The organism is Fuscovulum blasticum DSM 2131, assembly GCF_003034965.1.
In the GTDB taxonomy this organism is placed as follows: Bacteria; Pseudomonadota; Alphaproteobacteria; order Rhodobacterales; family Rhodobacteraceae; genus Pseudogemmobacter; species Pseudogemmobacter blasticus.
The window spans coordinates 124,401-142,124 of the sequence record NZ_PZKE01000007.1; the positions used below are offsets into that span (position 1 = coordinate 124,401).

Here is a 17,724-nt window from a genome sequence, read left to right on the forward strand (position 1 = left end):
GAACAGCCGCCGCACGCTCAGCCCTCGTCCTCATCCGGGGTGGTCAGGTCGCGCTGCACGGTCGGATCGGAAAACAGGCGGCGCGTCTCGTCCAGCCGGTCGAAGGTTTCGTCGGGGCGGAAGCGCAGGTCGGGGGCGTATTTCAGCGTCAGCTCGGCCCCGATGCGGCGGCGCAATTCGCCCTTGTTGCGGGCCAGCGCCTTGATCGCCTCTTCCACCGGGACGCTGCCCATCAGCGGCATCACATAGACGGTGGCGACCTTGAGGTCGGGCGAACAGGACACTTCGCCTACGGTGATGGACATGGCGTTCAGGTCAGGGTCGTGGATCTCGGCCCGGTTCAGCACATCGGAAATGGTACGGCGGATCAGTTCGCCGACGCGCAACTGCCGCTGCGAAGGGCCCTGGCCCGTGGGGAAGCGTTTTGAGGACATGAGGTTCCTCTAGTCGGTTTCGGGCCGTCCCGCAACGGGCCGGGCTTTCACAGCCGGGCGAGGGGCGCTAAAGCGAAGGCTGGCACACGGGGAATGGGCGATGACAGAGCTTCCGGGACTGGTGGTGACGGGCGTATCGGGCCGGATGGGCCGGATGCTGGTGAAGACCATCACCGAAAGCGGCCGCGCCCGGCTGGTGGCCGGGGTGGAGCGCGAGGGGCACGCTTGGGTGGGCCGCGACATCGGCGAGGCGATGGGCGGCGCACCGCTGGGCGCGATGGTGACGGATGACCCGGTGGAAGCCTTTGCCCGCGCGCAGGGCGTGGTGGATTTCACTGCCCCCGCGGCGACGGTGGCCTATGCCGGGCTGGCGGCGCAGGCGCGGGCGGTGCATGTGATCGGCACCACCGGGCTGGAGCCGGCGCATCTGGAAAAGATCGCGGCGGCGGCGCGCCATGCGGTGATCGTGCGGGCGGGCAACATGAGCCTGGGCGTCAACCTGCTGGTGCGGATGACGCAGAAGATCGCCGCCGCGCTGGATGCCGACTGGGATGTCGAGGTTGTGGAGGCGCATCACCGGATGAAGGTGGACGCGCCGTCGGGCACCGCGCTGATGCTGGGCCGGGCCGCGGCCGAAGGGCGGGGCGTGACGCTGGAACAGGCCATGGTTTCGGGCCGCGACGGCATCACCGGCGCGCGGGAACGCGGCAGCATCGGCTTCAGCGCCATTCGTGGTGGTGATATCGTGGGCGAGCATGACGTGATCTTTGCCGCCGAGGGCGAGCGGGTGATCCTGCGCCATGTCGCCACCGACCGGGCGATCTTTGCCCGCGGCGCGCTGCGGGCCGCGCTGTGGGGGCAGGGGCAGAAGCCCGGCGAATATGACATGATGGATGTGCTGGGCCTGTAGTCCCGTCTTCACGGGCCTGTGATCGACGGGGCGGTCATCCGCTGCGGGGCCGTCTGCGTAGAAGGCAGGTTCCCGTTTGTGCGAGGCCGCCATGATCCGACCGCTGCTTGCCGCCGCCCTGATCCTGTTTCCGCTGACCGCTGCTGCCAACGGGTTTGAACCCGTGCGCGACAAGGGGCAGTTCCTGTCGCTGATCGAGAACCGCGAATTGCGGATCGGGCTTTACGACCTGACGCTGAAGGTGCTGCCCGATGGCCGGATCGAGGGCGAGGCGCTGGGCTGGGATGTGACCGGCACCTGGGCCTGGCGTGACGGCTATTTCTGCCGCGAAATGGACTGGAGCGGCTATGCCATCCGCTACAATTGCCAGTTGGTCGAGGTGCGGGGCGGCGACGAGCTGCGTTTTACCGTGGATCAGGGCCGGGGCGACAGCGCGCGGTTCCGGCTGCGCTGAGGCGGATCAGAAGTCGATCGCCAGCCCCTTCTTTTCCCAGTCGCCATAGCGCACGGGTTCCGGCCCGTCGCGCCCGCCGTGTTCGACGGGCGGGGCTTCGGTCTTGGCCGCCTTGCGGCGTTCCTCGGCCTCGGCCAGGGCGCGGAGGGCTTCGGGCGGGAGATCGCGCGTATCCTTGGACATGGGGTGCTTCCTTGTGCAGGGCCTTGCGGGTGATATAGGCCCGGCGGGAGAAAGCCGCAAAGGGGAATGGCATGGCAGAAGGCTTGGGCGCACGGGCGGCGGCGGCGGCACTGCTGGATGCCGTGCTGGGCGAGGGGCGGATGCTGTCCGAGCTGCCCGATGCCGAGGGGCTGGCGCCGGGCGACCGGGCGCGGGCGCGGCGGCTGGCCGAGGAAGTGCTGCGCCGGGTCGAGCCGGTGGACCGGCTGCTGGGCGGGCTGATGCGCAAGGCGCCGCCCTTGCCGGTGCTGAACCTGCTGCGGCTGGCGGTGGTGGAAATGGCGCTGGGCGCGGCCCCGCATGGCGCGGTGAACGCGGCGGTGGCGCTGGTGCGGCGGGGCAAGCGCACGCAGCATCTGGCGGGGCTGGCCAATGCGGTGCTGCGGGCGGTGCCGGCCAACCCGGTGCTGGGCGTGCAGAAGCTGCCGCGCTGGATGCGCCAGCCGATGGTGCATCAATGGGGCCGCGAGGTGGTGGCGGCGATCGAGGCGGTGCAGGCGCTGACGCCGCCGCTGGACCTGACGGTGCGGCCGGAGGCCGAGGCGCCCGAGGGCGAGGCGCTGCCGACCGGCAGCCTGCGGCTGGCCGCGCCGGGGCAGGTGTCGGGCCTGCCGGGCTATGCCGCGGGGGGCTGGTGGGTGCAGGATGCCGCCGCCGCGCTGGCGGTGCGCCTGCTGGCGCCGCAGCCGGGCGAGCGGGTGCTGGACCTGTGCGCCGCGCCGGGCGGCAAGACCATGCAACTGGCGGCGGCGGGCGCGCGGGTGACGGCGCTGGATATCAGCCCCGCCCGCATGGCGCGGGTGCGGGAAAACCTGGCCCGCACCGGGCTGGCGGCGGAAACGGTGCTGGCCGACGCGCTGGACTGGCAGCCCGAGGCGCCGTTCGACGCGGTGCTGCTGGATGCGCCCTGTTCGGCCACCGGCACGGTGCGGCGCCACCCCGACCTGCCCTTCGTCAAGGACGGATCAGAGCTGCCGGGGCTGGTGGAGCTGCAGGCGCGGCTGCTGGACCGGGCGCTGACGATGCTGCGCCCGGGCGGGCGGCTGGTCTTTGCCACCTGTTCGCTGCTGTCCGAGGAGGGCGAGGGCCAGGTGTCGGCGGCGCTGGAGCGGCATCCGGGGCTGGCGGTCGAGAGGGCGGAGGTTCCGGGGGTGGAGCCGGGCTGGTGGACCGAAGGGGGCGGGTTGCGGCTGCGCCCGGACCACTGGGCCGAAAAAGGCGGCATGGACGGCTTCTTCATCGCCCGGCTGCGGGTGGCGGGGTAGGGGAAGGGACGGCAGGCATTTGCAGACGGTGGATGCGTGTTCGCCGGTCAAAGCCGCCGCTTCTTTTGCACAGAGCAAGGCCGGTGCCCGACCGCGGGGGGGCGCTTTCGACGGTGCGAGGCCGGCGCTTTATGGGGCGGTCCCTTCTGCGGGCCGAACGAAGAGGCACAGCGCAGAAGCGCCCGCCCGGGGGGCGGTCGGGCGCTGGCCGGGGCCGCTGCGCGGCTGTTAACCCGGCCGGGGCCTCTGGTTGGGCGGGGCAGGTGGTTGCACCTGCGCGGGCCAAGATCCTTCGAAGGATCTTGCAAATTTCTTCGAAGAAATTTGCGATGGGCTGAAAGCGCCTTTCTGCCCCGTCACAGGTCAGGGGGCTACTTCCCCGGCGGGAACATCCGGTACCACAGCGCGTCGGGCAGGAACTGGCCGCCGCGGAAGAGCCAGGAGAAGGCGGTGGGGAAGCTGCGTTTGAAGCCGCCTTTCGCCATATGGGTGAACATGATGTCCGCCGCCGCTTCGGGCTCCAGGATGAAGGGCATCGCAAAATCGTTCTTGGCGGTCAGGCGGGTGCGGATGAAGCCGGGGTTGGCCACCTGCACGGTGATGCCGGTCTTGCGCAGGTCCGCATACAGGGATTCGGCCAGAACCATGGTGGCGGCCTTGGAGGCGGCATAGCCGATGGCGCCGGGCAGGCCGCGAAAGCCCGAGAGCGAGCCGGTGATCACGATATGGCCGGCGTTGCGGGCCAGCATCTGCGGCAGCACGGCACCGATCACCCGGGTACAGCCGGTGGCGTTGACATTCAGCATCGCCTCGGCGCGGTCGGCGTCCCAGTCCTGCGCGGCCATAGGCCAGTAGACGCCGGCAAGGAAGACCACGCCATCGACGGTGCCGATCCGGTCGGCGGCGGCGCGGACGCTGGCGCTGTCGGCCACATCGACCGGCACGGTTTCGGCCCCGCCGGGGATGCTGGCAGCGGCGCTGGCCAGCCCTTCGGGGGACCGGGCCGACAGCACCAGCCTTGCGCCGGCGCGGGCCATGCGCTGCGCCAGGGCCAGACCCAAGCCTTCGGACGCCCCGACCAGCCAGTAGCGTTTGCCGGTGAAATCCCTCATTCCGCGGCCATGCGTGCGGCGGCGCTGTCGGCGGCGGGGCGGATGGTGGCAACCAGCTCGGCCACCTTGATGCCGAACTTGCGGAATTCGGAGCGGTTCATCAGCGTGCCGTTGTCCAGCAGATACATCCAGTCGGTCACCGAGAGGACATGCCCGCCCGCCTGCGGTTCCAGCCGGATGCGGTAGCGCAGCATCAGGGCCGAGCCGGTGACGCGGCCGGTGGCGGTGCCAAGAATGTCGGGCGCGGTGCCGGTCAGAGTGCCATGGGGGCCAAGGGTCAGTGACCAGGCGCGCGACTGGCGGGCGCCGCTGTCATAGGTGAATTCTTCGGTCAGGGTGCCGCGATCGCCCTGCCAGGTGCCCTGGGCCAGCGCGACGAAGCGCGACACGACGCGGCCGGTGGGGCCGTAGAGCATCCCTTCCATCACCAGCGGGCCAGCCAGGTGGCGGGTGGGGTCAAGGGCGGGGCCCGCGGCATAATCCTGCGGGCGCTGGGCGGCGAAACCGGCCAGCCGGCTGCGGGCCAGCACAAGAATGGCCACGAAGGCGGCCCCAAGGGCGAAGGCGAAAGCGAAGGTCACATCAGGTCTCCGATACCGGGGTGAGGGACAGGAGCGCGAGGGCTGTCACCTTCAATACGCAGGGAAGGGCGGCATAGATCAGCGTCAGGGCAAAAAGCGCAGGCTCGGGGTTCTGCGCGCCGGGGGTGAAGCCCGCCGCCTGCAGGGCGGGCAGCAGGGTGGCGGCGGCCAGCGCGAGCGACAGTTTCGACACGAAGGACCACAGGCCGAAGGCGGCGGCCTCGGTCCCGGCGGAAACTTGCGACAGGCGGCGGGCAAAGAGGGCGGGCAGCAGCGTCAGGTCGGCGCCAAGGGCCGCGCCCGAGGCGGCGCAGATCACCGCGAAGGCCGCGGTGTCGCCGGCGCCCAGGGTGGCGGCCCAGAGGAAGGCCGCGATGGACAGCGCCATGCCGGCCAGAAGCACGGGTTTCGCACCGAAGCGGGCGGCGGCGCGGGTCCAGAGGGGCGCGGCAGCGGCGGCGGAAAGGAAGAACAGCAGCAGGAGCGGGCCTTCGGCGCCCGGGGCCATCAGCCGGCTTTCGACGAAGAACAGGAAGGTGGTCGAGGTTACGGCGACCGGCGCCGCGTTCAGCAGCGCGATCAGCAGCAGGCGGCGGGCCAGCCGGTCGGACAGGGCGGGGCGGAACAGGGCCAGCGGGGCCACGGGTTCGGCGGGCGCGGTGGACCATTCGCGGTTCATCGCCAGCGTGGCGGCCAGGGCAAGCGCCGCGAAACCGGCGGCGAAGGCGGTGAAGGGGCTGTCGGTCAGGGCCGACAGCGCCACCGGCGCGGTCGCGGCCAGGCAGACGCCGATCAGGCCGCCCGCCTCTCTCCACCCGGCAAGGCGGATATGGCCGTTCGGGCCAAGCCGGCCGGCCTTGGCAACGCCTTCGGCGTAAAAGACGATGGTCAGGAAGGAGAAGGCCGAGAAAAGGGCGGTCAGCGTCAGGGCGAACCACAGAAGCGGGGCCACCGGCGGCGCAACGGCGAACAGGCCCCAAAGTGCTGTGGCCATCAGCGCGGCGGCCCCGGCCACCATGCCGCGGCGGTGCGGGCGGGTGGCCTGCGCCAGCCAGCCAAGGGCGGGATCTTGCACCACGTCGATCAGGCGCAGCAGCGCCAGCGTGCCGCCAAGTGCGGCCAGTGACACGCCGTAGCTGTCGACAAAGAACTTGGGCGCGTGGATGTAGATCGGCAGGCCGGCCATGGCGATCAGCGCCGCGAACAGCGACCAGGCCGGCAGGCGCTGCGCCATCAGCGGCTGACGTTCTTGGCCGGGGGCGTGCCGCGCGGGCGGAAGGTGACGCCCTTCCACCACAGTTTCAGCGCCTGCCAGTGGATCAGCGCCATCACCCGGCGCGATCCGAACGGACGGCGCAGGCAGGCACGCAGGATGCCAAGGTTGGTCAGCGGCGCGCGGGGGCCGGTGAGGTTGGTGTAAAGCCCGCCGTCGGACGAGGTATAGTCGATCCAGACCCCCACCCGGTCTGGCCGGATGTCGAAGCGGAAATCATAGCGCCCCTCAACCGGCTGGAAGGGCGAGACATGAAAGATCTTCTGCGCGGTCAGCGTATCGGTGCGCTGGATCGGGCGGCCGTCGGGATGGGTGCAAAGGTAGCAATGCCGGTCGCCATAGGTGTTGGAGACTTCGGCGATGACCGAAAGCAGGTTGCCCTTGCCATCATGGCAAAGCCAGAACGACACCGGGTTGAACACATAGCCCATGACGCGGGGCTGGCCGAGCAGCAGGATATGGTCTGACCCGGGGGCGTTGTGGGTGGCCAGCACCTCGCGCACCCAGGCGGTGCCGCGGCCCTGGCCGGGGGGGCCGCCGTAATCGCTGTCATGCAGGGCCACCAGATTGGCGCGGTTGTGCGAGAACAGCCGCGGGCCGGTGGCGCGGTCGGGGTCAAGCAGCAGGTAATCCACACCGTAGCGGAAGCTGTTCTTCACAGCGCCCTTGCGGCCGTGGAAGGTTTCGCCGCGGATATGTTCGACCTCGCTCATGCGGCGGCCTGCTGGGGGGTGCGGGCGCGCAGGCCCTGCACCACATCGACCGCCGAGGCGATGCCGTCTTCGTGGAAGCCGTTCTTCATCCAGGCGCCGCAGAACCAGGTGTTGCGGGTGCCGTTCATCGCGCGGACCTGCCCCTGCGCGGCCAGTGTGCCCAGATCATAGACCGGGTGGCGGAAGGTGGTGACATCATGGATCAGGTCGGCCCGGATCGCCTGGGTGGCGTTCAGGGTGACGAACAGCGGGTCATCCTGCGGGATGGGTTGCAGCGAGTTCATCCAGTAGGTCAGGTCGATGCGGTCGCGCGCGCCGCCCTTGGGTTCGACATAGTTCCACGACGACCAGGTCTTGCGGATGCGGGGCATCAGGTTTGTATCGGCGTGCAGGACTGCTTCATTCGGCTGGTAGCGCACGGCGCCCAGGGCGGCGCGTTCGTCCGGCGTGGCGTCGGCCAAAAGGCGCAGCGACACGTCGGAATGGGTGGCGAAGACCACCTCGTCGAACATCTCCCAGTCGCCGCCTTCGGCGCGGACCATGACGCCGCCGGGTTCGCGGCGCACGCCGGCCACCGGGCTGGCGGCCCGGATGTCGACGCCCTGCCGGGCCAGCAGCGCCTGCAGGCGGCTGACATACTGGATCGAGCCGCCGCGCACCGTGTACCACTGGTGCTGCCCGCTGTTCGACATCAGCGCGTGGTTCTTGAAGAACTGCACCAGCGCCTGCGCCGGGAAATCCAGGATGCCCACGGTGGGGGTGGACCAGATCGCGCCCGAGAAGGGGGTGATGTACCAGTCGCGGAAGGCATCGCCGGTGCCCAGTTCGTCCAGCAGTTCGCGGATGGTCATGCGGCCGTCCTGCGCCACCTTCTCGGCGTGCTTGTTGAAGCGCAGCACGTCGGTGATCATGCCCAGGAAGCGCGGCGACAGGATGTTGCGGCGCTGGGCGAACAGGGTGTTCAGGTCGGCAAGGCCGTATTCCACCCGCCCGCCGTCGATCGAGGCGGCAAAGGACATGCGGCTTTCGGCAACCGGCACGTCCAGCTTTTCGAACAGCCTGACCAGATTGGGATAGTTGACCCGGTTATAGACGATGAAGCCGGTATCGACCGGCTGGTCGCCGCGCTTGCCGGCGATCAGGGTGCGGGCGTGGCCGCCAAGGCGGCCTTCGGCTTCGAACAGCACCACGGCATTGCCATCGGCCAGAAGATGCGCGGCGGACAGGCCGGAAATGCCCCCCCCGATCACGGCAATGCGGCGGGGGGCCTGGGTCAGGGTTTCAAAGGGCATGAACGGCGTTCCCGATTCTGAGCGGATGTTGAAGTGCTTACGGCAGTCGGGGGCGCCCGGATCACCTTGTCAGGCCGAGCTTACAGGTTTTTTCGCGAAAGGGGGATGAAATGGAGGGTGGGCAGGACTGGGCCGCCGCTACCAGACCAGCTTGAGCCCCGACACCAGCAGGAGCAGGGCCAGAAGGCCGCGCAGCCAGCGGTCGGACAGGTATCTGCTGCCCAGAAGCGCGCCCGCCGTTCCGCCGACCGCGACGGCCACCAGCCAGACCGGCAGGGCGGCCGGAAGCTGGTGCCAGGTGGCCTGCGCCCCGATCAGCGCCGCGCCCGAGTTGACAAGGTTGTAGACCGCCGTGGTGGCGGCGGTCTGCCGGGCGGTGCCCCAGTTCATGGCCAGGATGACCGGCGCAAGGAACACGCCGCCGCCGGTTCCGGTTGTGCCCGAGATGAAGCCGATCACGGCCCCGGTTGCCAGCGCGGCGGCAAAGGGGGGCGTCACCGGGGGCGCGGGCTGCACGGGCGGGCCGGACAAGGCGCCGCGCGCCATCTGAAGCGACGACAGCAGCAGCACGATGCCGACCACCCGGAAGTAAAGCCCTTCGGGAAGGTGAACCGCGCCACCCAGCATGGAAAAGGGGAAGCCGAGAATGGCAAACGGCCAGACATTGCGCCACGAAACCCGCCCGGCCCTGAGAAACAGCGCGGTTCCGATGGAGGCCACCAGCAGATTGAGCGCAAGCGCCGTTGCCTTCATTGCAAGCGGTGCGAAGCCGGCCAGGGCCATGGCGGCGATATAGCCCGACGCGCCCGCCTGCCCGACGGCGGCATAGACCAGCGCGATCAGCAGGAAGGCCAGCGTCAGGAAGGGGGATTCAGTCACCAAGGACGGGGTTCCGCTGTTTGGGCGGCTTATAGCCCGGCCCGGTTGCGGGGCCAAGCGCCGGAGGCCGGGCGGGGATTTGCAGAAATCCGGTTGCGGCGGTGATCCGCCCGGCGCCGGGCCGCGTATTCCCCGCATCATGTTCGACGCCCTTGGTCACGATAAATCGGATGCATCGCTGCCGGCGCCCGCCTATGGTGCGGCGCAACGACGGATTTGGCAGCAAGGCAAGGATGTGACCGCGGACAGATCGGACAATCAGGATTGGGCGGCGCTGGTTGCCGCCGTGCGCGACCGTCAGGACCGCGCGGCCTTTGCTGCGCTGTTCCGCCACTTTGCCCCCCGGGTGAAGGGCTTTCTGATGAAGTCGGGCGCGGATGCGGCCCTGGCCGAGGAATGTGCGCAGGATGTCATGGCGGTGCTGTGGCAGAAGGCGCATCTGTTCGACCCCGCCCGGGCAAGCGTGTCGACCTGGGTCTTCACCATTGCCCGCAACCGCCGGATTGACGTGCTGCGCCGGTCGCGCCGCCCCGAGCCGGAGGATCTGCCCTGGGGACCGGAGCCCGAACCCGATCAGGCCGAGGTGCTGGAAGTGCGGCAGGAGACCGAGCGGCTGGGCGAGGCTTTGGCGCGCCTGCCGGAAAACCAACGCGCGCTGATCGAGCGGGCCTATTGGGGCGAGGTCTCGCACAGCGAGATCGCGACCGAGACGGGGTTGCCGCTGGGAACGATCAAGTCGCGTATCAGGCTGGCGCTGGACCGTTTGCGCCAGGAGTTGAAGTGAGAGGCACATGACCATTCGTCATCACCTATCTGAACCGTTGCTGATGGCCTATGCGGCCGGCGAGTTGCCCGAGGCCTTTGCGCTGGTCGTGGCAACGCATGTGTCGCTGTGCGACGACTGCCGGGCGCGGTCCGAAGCCTGGGAGGCGGTGGGCGGCGCCGTGGTCGAGGACGGGTTCGCCCCGATGGGCGACGACGCGCTGGAGGCCTGTCTGGCGCGGCTGGATGGGCTGGAGCAGGAGCCGCGCCCGGTGCCGCAGCCGGCGCCCCGGCGGTCCGTGTTCCCGGCCCCGCTGGCCGCCTATGTGGGCGGCGATGTGTCGGCGGTGAAATGGCGGTCGCTGGGCAAGGGTGTGCGGCAGGCGATCCTGCCGACCGACAGGCAGGCGGCGGCGCGGCTGCTGTACATTCCCGCGGGCGTGGCGGTGCCGGATCACGGGCACCGGGGGCTTGAGATGACGCTGGTGCTGCAGGGGGCGTTTTCCGATGCGACCGGGCGTTTCGCGCGCGGCGATGTCGAGATTGCCGATGGCGATCTGGAACATGTGCCGGTGGCCGAACCGGGCGAGGACTGCATCTGCCTGGCCGCGACCGACGCGCCCTTGCGGTTCAAGGCTATGATCCCGCGGCTGGCGCAGCCCTTCATGCGGATCTGACGACCGGCTGCGACGGGGGCCGTCGGGCAATCGTGTCGCGGGCTGTGGTCTTGTCTGGGCGCCGGGGATCGGGGAAGGTCAAGCGACAGCCTGAAAGCCCGTGCCATGACCGCAGACATTTCCCCCAAGCCCGGCCGCGCCGACCGTCTGCGCGCGGCGACGGATGACACGCATCAGGCGCTGGATGCCTGGGTGATGGCGGCAAACCCCTTTGCCGATCTGGGCCGCTATGGCCGCTATCTGTTGATGCAATACGAGATTCACCGCGATGTGGCCGGGCCCTATGCCGATGCGGCGCTGAACGCGGCAATTCCCGGTCTGGCGGGCATGGCGCGCTTGCAGGCGGTGCGGGCCGACCTGGCCGATCTGGGGCTGGAGCCGCCCGAGGGGATGGGGCCGCCCGCCGCCGAAGGCGTGGCGCTGCCCGAGGCGCTGGGCTGGCTTTATGTGGTGGAAGGGTCGAACCTGGGCGGGGCGTTCCTGCTGAAGGCGGCCCGGGCGATTGGCCTGAGCGAAAGCCATGGTGCGCGGCACATGGTTGACCCCGAGGAAGGGCCGGCGGCGGTGTGGCGGGCGTTCAAGGCGGGGCTGGACGCCCCGGTCCTGAACGCGGCCGAGGAGGCGCGGGTGATTGCCGGGGCCGAGGCGGCCTTTGCCCGGGCCCATGCGCTTGCGCGGCGCTGGCTGGGTTAAAGCCCGAACAGCCGGGCCGCGATGACCGGATGGCGGCCATGCACGCGGGCGGGGCCGGTGGTCAGCAGCAGGTGGTCTTCTTCCAGCGGCGAGCCGTTGACCGTGGCCGGGCCAAGGGCCGCGTAAAGAGCCAGCAGCCCGCCAGCGGGCAGGACGCTGCCTTCGCGCGCGATCTGCACCTGCGGCGCGGGCAGGTGATCGGCGGTCATCACGTTGAAATCCTCGGACGCCGTGCCGCCGGTGGCGGTGGCGGCAATCGCCACGCTGCCGGGAAAGGCAACCGGGGTCAGCGGCGCGCAATCCAGATCGAAGCCCGATCCGACCAGCCGGAAACCGGGGCCGGTCAGCACGGTAAGGTTGCGTTTGAGACCGGGAAACAGTGAAAACGGGCCATCTTCGGTGACGGTGGCGCGGGACAGGCGGGCCAGCAGCACGCCGTCCAGCTCGGCCCGGAACAGCTCGACCGTGCTGCCAAGGCCGTTCTTCCAGGGTTGCACGCGGTAATCGGCGGGGGTGAGGTGTCTCATTCTGCAATCGGGGAATGGGCGGCCAGGAAACCGGCCAGCGCGGGGATCAGGCCGGGGTCAAGCGGGGCTGTCGGGTCGGAATAGGTGGCCAGCGGCAGGCCGGGGCGATCGGGTTTCAGCATGTGGGTGGCGGCGGGCAGGGTCAGCCGCTGCGCCTGCGGCAGGGCGGCGGCCAGACGGTCGGCATCGGCGGCGGTGACCTGAATGTCCTTGCCGGCCTGCACGATGAGCACCGGCCCCGGCCAGCCGGCGGCCAGCGTGACGGGATCATAGGAAAACAGGTCAATCAGATAGGGCTGCACGGCGGCGGGAAACAGCGGTTGCAGGCCGGGCGGAAGGGTGGCCGGATCGCGGGTTTCGCCGCGCGACAGGCTGGCGACGACACTTTTCATGTCAGCCATCAGCAGCCCTGCGAAGGGGTTGGCGGCCATCTGTTCCACCATCAACTGCCCCAGCGGGCGGCCCGGCGTGGACAGCAGGATCAGCCCGCAAAGGCCGGGCGGCGGGTCATTCGCGGCCAGAAGCGCGACCAGCCCGCCTTCGGAATGGCCCATCAGCCAGACGCAGGGCGCCAGCGCGCGGGCCTGCCCGACCCAGGCGCGGGCGTCTTCGGCATAGGCGGCCAGTGTCACGGCGTTGGGGTCTGGAATGGCGCGGGCAGAGGCGAACATGCCGCGCTTGTCCACCCGCAGCGAGGCGATGCCCGCCGCCGCCATACCTTCGGCCAGCATACGATAGGTGTTCGATTGCAGAAGCGGGCCGTTGCCATCCCGGTCGGTCGGGCCGGAGCCGGGGATCAGCACGACCGCGTGGCTTGCACCGGGAACGGCAATCGCCGTGGCCGACAGGGGGCCTTGCGGGCCGGGGATGGTGACGTCGCCCGCCTGCAGCGCGGTGCCGGCCATCAGGGCGGCAAGGCCGGCAAGGGTGGGGAACCTGCTCATTCGGCGGCCTGCGGTCCGATCACCTGCGCGGCGCTGTCGGGGGCGATTTCCTCGAAGTCGAAATTGTCCAGCCGCCGGGCGCGCTTGCTGGCCTTGTCCGAGGAAATGCGGATGTCCTCGATGTCTTTCGCGGCCTGCGAGAAATGGCGGTCAAGATTGCCGACCCGTTCGGACAGGCGTTCCACATCGGCGTAAAGCAGGCCCAGTTCGCGGCGGATCGCCCCGGCCTGTTCGCGCATCCGGGCATCCTTGAGGATGGCGCGCATGGTGTTCAGCGTGGCCATGCAGGTGGTGGGCGACACGATCCAGACCTTGATCGCGAAGCCTTCGCGGACGATCTCGGGGAAGTTGGAGTGCAGCTCGGCATAGACCGCTTCGGAGGGCAGGAACATCAGCGCGCCGTCGGCGGTTTCGCCGTCAAGGATGTAGCGTTCGGCGATGGCGCGCAGGTGGGTGCGCACCGCGCTGCGCATCAGGCTGGCGGCTTCCTGCTGCTGGCGCGGGGTTTCGGCGCGGCGCAGCGCCTCATAAGCCTCAAGTGGGAATTTCGCGTCAATGACGATGGGGCCGGGCGGGTTGGGCAGGTGGATCAGGCAATCGGCGCGACGGCCGTTCGACAGGGTGGCCTGCAGGGTGAAGGCATCTTTCGGCAGCGCCTTCTGCACGATGTCATGCAACTGGATCTCGCCAAAGGCGCCGCGGGTCTGCTTGTTCGACAGGATGTCCTGCAAGGACAGCACGTTGCCCGACAGTTTTTCGATATTGGCCTGCGCCTTGTCGATGGTTTCCAGCCGCTGCTGAAGTTCGCCCAAGGACCGCGCGGTGCGGGTCGAGGTGCCGTGCAGCGCCTCGGTCATCTGGCGCTGCACGTCGGACAGGCGCTGTTCGACAAGGTGGATCATCGAGGTCTGGCTGGTGGCCTGCGCTTCGGAAACATGATGCAGCCCGCCGGCCAGCCGTTCCTGCGCCTCGCCCATGTGCTGCACCTTCTGCGACAGCCAGACCACCTCTCGCAAAAGCGGGTCTGCGCTGGCCGAGGCGCGCAGCGCAGCGCGCAGGATCAGGCCCAGGAACAGCGCCAGCACAAGGGCGATGCCGGCCAGAAGCAGCACTTCGGGCGCGTTCCAGGCATAGGTCTGGCCAAACAGCGTGATCATCGGCGGCCGAACAGTTTTTCGATGTCGGCGAGTTTCAGTTCGACATAGGTCGGGCGGCCGTGGTTGCACTGTCCCGACCCGGGGGTCGCCTCCATCTCGCGCAGAAGGGCGTTCATTTCCTCGGGGCGCATCTGGCGGCCGGAGCGCACCGATCCGTGGCAGGCCATGCGCGACAGCACCGCGTCGATCCGGGCGCGGGTCAGGGCGCTGTGGCCGCCTTCGGCCAGTTCATCCAGAATGTCGCGCAAGAGGGCCGCGCCATTGACCGGGCCAAGGATGGCCGGGGTTTCGGTCAGGGCAACCGCGCTGCCGCCGAAGGGTTCCACGACCAGCCCCGCCTCGGCCAGCGCGGGGGCGGCCGACAAGATCAGCGCGGCGTCCGAGGGCGACAGGGTGACGATCTCGGGGATCAGCAGCGGCTGGCGGGCGATGCCGGTTTCGGCCAACTGGCGTTTCAGCCGTTCATAGACCAGCCGTTCATGCGCGGCGTGCTGATCGACGATCACGATGCCATCGGCGGTTTGCGCCACGATCCAGTTTTCGTGCAACTGGGCGCGGGCGGCGCCCAGCGGGTGCTGGGCCGCGGGTTCGGGGGCCTGCGGAACCGGGTCGGCCAGGGCAACCCGGGCGGCGGGCGCTTCGGCAAAACCGGGGGCAAAGCCGGGGGCAGGGGCGGGCGACTGGAAGGCGAATGCCTGGGCCAGCGTGGCCTGCGCGGGGCGCGGGCCTTCGGGGCGGAAGGCGGCCAGCGTTTCGCTGGCGACCGTGGTCGAGGCGCGGTGACCAGCCCCCGACAGCGCGGTGCGCAGCGCGGTGATGATCAGGCTGCGCGCAGCATCGGGTTCGCGGAAGCGCACCTCGGCCTTGGCGGGGTGGACGTTCACATCCACCCGCTCGGGGTCGACGATCAGGTTCAGCACGGCGGCGGGGTGGCGGTCGCGCGAGAGGAAATCGAAATAGGCCGCCCGCAGCGCCCCCAGCAGCAGCCGGTCGGTGGCCGGGCGGCCGTTGACGAAAAGGTATTGCTGGGCGGACGATCCGCGCGAATAGGTGGGCAGGGCGGCATAGCCCAGAAGCGCCAGGCCGTCGCGCTCGGCCTCGATCCGCAGGGCGTTGGCGGTGAAATCGGCGCCGATCAGGCGGGTCAGCCGGCGGTGCAGCGCATCGAACAGGTCGCCCTGTTCGGGATCAAGCCGCAGCAGGGTGCGGGGGCCGTCGGCCCCGATTTCCGACAGGGTGAAGCCGACCGTGGGTTCCGCCATGGCAAGGCGCTTGACCACCTCGTGAATCGCCTGCGCTTCGGCCCGGTCGGTGCGCAGGAATTTCAGCCGCGCGGGGGTGGCGTGGAACAGGTCGCGCAATTCGACCACGGTGCCACGGGTCAGCGCGGCGGGCTTCACGGGCGACAGGCGGCTGCCGTGGCAGGTGATCTGCGCCGCATCCTGCCCCGCCGCGCGCGAAGTCAGCGTCAGCCGGCCCACCGCGCCCAGCGAGGGCAGCGCCTCGCCCCGGAAGCCGAAGGAGCGGATGTTCAGCAGGTCTGACCCGTCGATCTTGGATGTGGCATGGCGCGACAGGGCCAGTGGCAGGTCGGCGGCGGTCATGCCGCAGCCATCGTCGGTGACGCGGATCAGCGTCTTTCCGCCATCGGTATAGTCGATGGCAATGCGGCTGGCCCCGGCATCCAGCGCGTTTTCCACCAGTTCCTTGACCGCCGACGCCGGGCGTTCGACCACCTCGCCCGCCGCGATGCGGTTGATGGCGGCTTCATCCAGTTGACGGATGACGGGCCGACCGGAAGCATCGGCTATCTTGGGGGTGTGAAGCGTCATCCGACGATATGTAGCAGGTGGCGGCGAGTCGGGAAAGGCCGGTGGCGGCGGCCCGGTGGGCGGCGGCTGGGCGGGCATCGCGGGTGGCGGGAGGTGGCCCGATCCCCTTTTGCGCGAAGTTCCGCCAAGCAAGCCGGGCCGCGCAAAATGCCGGGTGACGCGGGCCGCGGAAGTTTCTACCAGAGGGAGAGTTACTTCTTGATGAGCAGCAGATGCGTAATCCAGGGCTTTCGATCATCATTCCCACTTGTGACCGGCCGGCCCTGGTGTGGCGTGCGGTGAAGGCCGCGCAGGCGGGGTTGCCGCCCGGGGGCGAGATCGTGGTTGTGGATGACGGGGTGCAGCACCCGCTGCGCCCGCCACCGGGGATGACCGCGCCGGACAGCCTGCGCATTGTGCGCAGCGCGGGGCGGACGGGCGCCTCGGCCGCGCGCAATCTGGGGGCGGCGGCGGCGCGGGGCGACATCCTGCTGTTTCTGGATGACGATGATGAGGTTCTGCCGGACTATCCGGCACAGGTTCTGCAGATTGCCGCGCAGCAGCCCCGGGCCCAGTGGGGCTATTCCGCGATGGAGGTTGTCACCTATGACGCCGCAGGCCAGCCCGGAGCGCCCGAATACTTTTGCCGCTGGCGTGAAGGCCCGGTGCGCCCCGGCGGCGCGCTGCGCAAGAAGGTGGCGGGGCTGAATCAGGGGTTCTGGGTGCGCGCTGCCGTGTTCCGGGCCATCGGCGGGCTGGAGACGACCCTGCGCACCGATGAGGACACCGACCTGTGCTGCCGGCTGCTTGCAAAGGGCCATGAGGGCTGGCGCACGGTGCAGGCCGGGGTGCGCACCCACCGCGGCTGGGTTCAGGAGGGGCAGGCGCGGCAACTGACCGCCGGCGATCTGGACGAGCGCGCCAACAATTACCTGACCGTGTTCCGCCGCAATGCGCCATCGGTGCCGGACCTTTCACCGTCTTACTGGTTCCTGGCGACGCGCTTCCTGCGCGTGGCCGCCAAGAGCCCCGAGCCTGCGGTGCCGGCGGAATTCTTCAGCCAGGTGCGGAACCCGCTGGTCCATACGGCGCTGCGGGTGTTCTGGTCGGTCAAGAAACTGGCCAATCAGCCGCAGCGGATCAAAGGCCATTAAGGCCGCGCCGCCGGCGGGACCGATCGCGACGGCGGCGGTTCTGCTGGCGAAGCAAGGCGAGGCCAAGATAAAGCGGGCGGGTCAGCCTTGCGGCCAGCTTTTCATGCAGGGGCGCCGAAGCGGCGGGCCGCACCACGGGGTGCAGCAGGCGGCTGTAATGCAGCTTGTGCCGCAGCGTGTGGTGTGAGCCGTCGCCCGAGCTGGCATAAAGCAGGCCTTCATCGGTGCAGATGATCCGGCGGTGCGGGTGCCGGTGCAGGATGGGGTGGATCGCCAGCGTGCAGGCGATGGGCCCGGTGGTGCGCAGCGTGCCGTCCTTGCCCACACCGAAGCGGTGGCGGGAATAGGTTTCGATATTGTCGAGCACCCGGTCGATCACGGCGGCCAGGAAGGGGTGGCCCGCCCGGCTGATCATCACCCAGTTGATGTATTCGCCGTCTTCGACCGCCGAAAGTTCGGGGTGGAAACCGCAGCCCGCATCAACCCCCGTGGGGCCGTTGTCCCATTGCACCACAAGATATTCATCCTCGGGGCGAAGGATCTGGTCCAGCGGGCGGGAGGCGCCGCTCTTGTTGTCGAAATAGACGCCGCCCAACTGGTGCAGGACCAGATAGCGCAGCAGATCAGACCGCGCCGGGCCATAGGCCGGGTCGATGCGGGCCAGCGCGTCAAGTTCCCGCGGGCCGTAATGGCGGCGGACGAAATCCAGCGCCTCGGCATCGGACAGGATGGTCTGCGTCCAGCCCGGGTTGGCGGCGGCCAGATCCGCAAGGTTGCGGCGGAACTCGGGCCAGAGACCTTCGTGCGAGGGCACGAGATGGATCAGGTTCCTTGGAATCATCCGCTTCACCCCCTGATTACAGG

At 69.5% G+C, this 17,724-nt stretch carries 20 protein-coding genes; 7 read left to right on the top strand and 13 right to left on the bottom strand.

The window, feature by feature from the left end; genetic code table 11:
- Positions 1 to 17 precede the first annotated feature (17 nt).
- Positions 18 to 434, bottom strand: coding sequence for a 30S ribosome-binding factor RbfA (gene rbfA, locus C5F44_RS09195; RefSeq protein WP_107673230.1), 417 nt, complete (start codon positions 432 to 434; stop codon positions 18 to 20).
- Positions 435 to 534: 100 nt separating this feature from the next.
- On the opposite strand from rbfA, the gene dapB reads away from it, so the two are divergent.
- Together dapB and C5F44_RS09205 are read left to right on the top strand one after the other, a co-directional pair.
- Positions 535 to 1,344 (top strand): 4-hydroxy-tetrahydrodipicolinate reductase, encoded by an 810-nt coding sequence (gene dapB / locus C5F44_RS09200; RefSeq protein WP_107673231.1) that lies wholly within the window; start codon positions 535 to 537, stop codon positions 1,342 to 1,344.
- A 91-nt stretch (positions 1,345 to 1,435) separates the two neighbouring features.
- Positions 1,436 to 1,798, top strand: coding sequence for a dihydrodipicolinate reductase (locus C5F44_RS09205; protein ID WP_107673232.1), 363 nt, complete (start codon positions 1,436 to 1,438; stop codon positions 1,796 to 1,798).
- A gap of 6 nt (positions 1,799 to 1,804) precedes the next feature.
- On the opposite strand, the gene C5F44_RS09210 is transcribed toward C5F44_RS09205, so the two are convergent.
- Entirely contained in the window at positions 1,805 to 1,981 is a 177-nt protein-coding gene (locus C5F44_RS09210) for a DUF1674 domain-containing protein (protein WP_107673233.1), read from the bottom strand.
- A 71-nt stretch (positions 1,982 to 2,052) separates the two neighbouring features.
- On the opposite strand from C5F44_RS09210, the gene C5F44_RS09215 reads away from it, so the two are divergent.
- The gene (locus C5F44_RS09215) at positions 2,053 to 3,285 is read left to right on the top strand and encodes an RsmB/NOP family class I SAM-dependent RNA methyltransferase (protein ID WP_107673234.1); all 1,233 of its coding nucleotides are present in this window, start codon (positions 2,053 to 2,055) and stop codon (positions 3,283 to 3,285) included.
- 371 nt (positions 3,286 to 3,656) lie between these two features.
- Here C5F44_RS09215 and C5F44_RS09220 read toward each other — a convergent pair whose 3' ends face one another.
- The 6 genes from C5F44_RS09220 to C5F44_RS09245 all read right to left on the bottom strand — a co-directional run bounded on the left by C5F44_RS09220 (position 3,657) and on the right by C5F44_RS09245 (position 9,135).
- The gene (locus C5F44_RS09220; RefSeq protein WP_107673235.1) at positions 3,657 to 4,397 is read right to left on the bottom strand and encodes an SDR family NAD(P)-dependent oxidoreductase; all 741 of its coding nucleotides are present in this window, start codon (positions 4,395 to 4,397) and stop codon (positions 3,657 to 3,659) included.
- Positions 4,394 to 4,978, bottom strand: coding sequence for a DUF3833 domain-containing protein (locus C5F44_RS09225; RefSeq protein WP_107673236.1), 585 nt, complete (start codon positions 4,976 to 4,978; stop codon positions 4,394 to 4,396). The genes C5F44_RS09220 and C5F44_RS09225 overlap by 4 nt, the downstream gene beginning before the upstream one ends.
- Position 4,979: 1 nt before the next feature.
- The gene (locus tag C5F44_RS09230; protein ID WP_107673307.1) at positions 4,980 to 6,212 is read right to left on the bottom strand and encodes an MFS transporter; all 1,233 of its coding nucleotides are present in this window, start codon (positions 6,210 to 6,212) and stop codon (positions 4,980 to 4,982) included.
- The gene (locus C5F44_RS09235) at positions 6,212 to 6,964 is read right to left on the bottom strand and encodes a DUF1365 domain-containing protein (protein ID WP_107673237.1); all 753 of its coding nucleotides are present in this window, start codon (positions 6,962 to 6,964) and stop codon (positions 6,212 to 6,214) included. Before C5F44_RS09235 ends, C5F44_RS09230 begins: the two co-directional genes overlap by 1 nt.
- Entirely contained in the window at positions 6,961 to 8,256 is a 1,296-nt protein-coding gene (locus tag C5F44_RS09240; protein WP_107673238.1) for an NAD(P)/FAD-dependent oxidoreductase, read from the bottom strand. The genes C5F44_RS09235 and C5F44_RS09240 overlap by 4 nt, the downstream gene beginning before the upstream one ends.
- 138 nt (positions 8,257 to 8,394) lie before the next feature.
- Entirely contained in the window at positions 8,395 to 9,135 is a 741-nt protein-coding gene (locus C5F44_RS09245) for a sulfite exporter TauE/SafE family protein (RefSeq protein WP_235822589.1), read from the bottom strand.
- A gap of 235 nt (positions 9,136 to 9,370) precedes the next feature.
- Here C5F44_RS09245 and C5F44_RS09250 point away from each other — a divergent pair, with 235 nt between their 5' ends.
- The 3 genes from C5F44_RS09250 to C5F44_RS09260 all read left to right on the top strand — a co-directional run bounded on the left by C5F44_RS09250 (position 9,371) and on the right by C5F44_RS09260 (position 11,267).
- Positions 9,371 to 9,919, top strand: a complete 549-nt coding sequence (locus C5F44_RS09250) for a sigma-70 family RNA polymerase sigma factor (protein ID WP_228156700.1) — start codon at positions 9,371 to 9,373, stop codon at positions 9,917 to 9,919.
- A gap of 7 nt (positions 9,920 to 9,926) precedes the next feature.
- Positions 9,927 to 10,574, top strand: coding sequence for a ChrR family anti-sigma-E factor (locus tag C5F44_RS09255; RefSeq protein ID WP_107673241.1), 648 nt, complete (start codon positions 9,927 to 9,929; stop codon positions 10,572 to 10,574).
- Positions 10,575 to 10,679: 105 nt separating this feature from the next.
- On the top strand, positions 10,680 to 11,267 hold the full coding sequence (locus C5F44_RS09260; protein ID WP_107673242.1) for a biliverdin-producing heme oxygenase: 588 nt from the start codon (positions 10,680 to 10,682) through the stop codon (positions 11,265 to 11,267).
- On the opposite strand, the gene C5F44_RS09265 is transcribed toward C5F44_RS09260, so the two are convergent.
- From C5F44_RS09265 to mutL, 4 genes are read right to left on the bottom strand one after another with little or no spacing between them, the layout of a single operon-like run.
- Positions 11,264 to 11,794: a HutD/Ves family protein gene (locus C5F44_RS09265; protein ID WP_107673243.1), complete on the bottom strand. Its 531-nt coding sequence runs from the start codon at positions 11,792 to 11,794 to the stop codon at positions 11,264 to 11,266. The genes C5F44_RS09260 and C5F44_RS09265 overlap by 4 nt on opposite strands.
- The gene (locus tag C5F44_RS09270; protein WP_107673244.1) at positions 11,791 to 12,738 is read right to left on the bottom strand and encodes an alpha/beta hydrolase; all 948 of its coding nucleotides are present in this window, start codon (positions 12,736 to 12,738) and stop codon (positions 11,791 to 11,793) included. The genes C5F44_RS09265 and C5F44_RS09270 overlap by 4 nt, the downstream gene beginning before the upstream one ends.
- On the bottom strand, positions 12,735 to 13,895 hold the full coding sequence (locus tag C5F44_RS09275; RefSeq protein ID WP_107673245.1) for a DNA recombination protein RmuC: 1,161 nt from the start codon (positions 13,893 to 13,895) through the stop codon (positions 12,735 to 12,737). Before C5F44_RS09275 ends, C5F44_RS09270 begins: the two co-directional genes overlap by 4 nt.
- Entirely contained in the window at positions 13,892 to 15,727 is a 1,836-nt protein-coding gene (gene mutL / locus C5F44_RS09280; protein WP_107673246.1) for a DNA mismatch repair endonuclease MutL, read from the bottom strand. Before mutL ends, C5F44_RS09275 begins: the two co-directional genes overlap by 4 nt.
- Positions 15,728 to 15,939: 212 nt before the next feature.
- Between mutL and C5F44_RS09285 the strand changes: the two genes are divergently transcribed.
- Positions 15,940 to 16,860 carry a glycosyltransferase family 2 protein gene (locus tag C5F44_RS09285; RefSeq protein WP_107673247.1) on the top strand — a complete coding sequence of 307 codons (921 nt, stop codon included), beginning with the start codon at positions 15,940 to 15,942 and terminating at the stop codon, positions 16,858 to 16,860.
- Here C5F44_RS09285 and C5F44_RS09290 read toward each other — a convergent pair.
- The gene (locus C5F44_RS09290; RefSeq protein ID WP_181318234.1) at positions 16,847 to 17,701 is read right to left on the bottom strand and encodes a glycosyltransferase family 32 protein; all 855 of its coding nucleotides are present in this window, start codon (positions 17,699 to 17,701) and stop codon (positions 16,847 to 16,849) included. The genes C5F44_RS09285 and C5F44_RS09290 overlap by 14 nt on opposite strands.
- Positions 17,702 to 17,724: the final 23 nt, after the last annotated feature.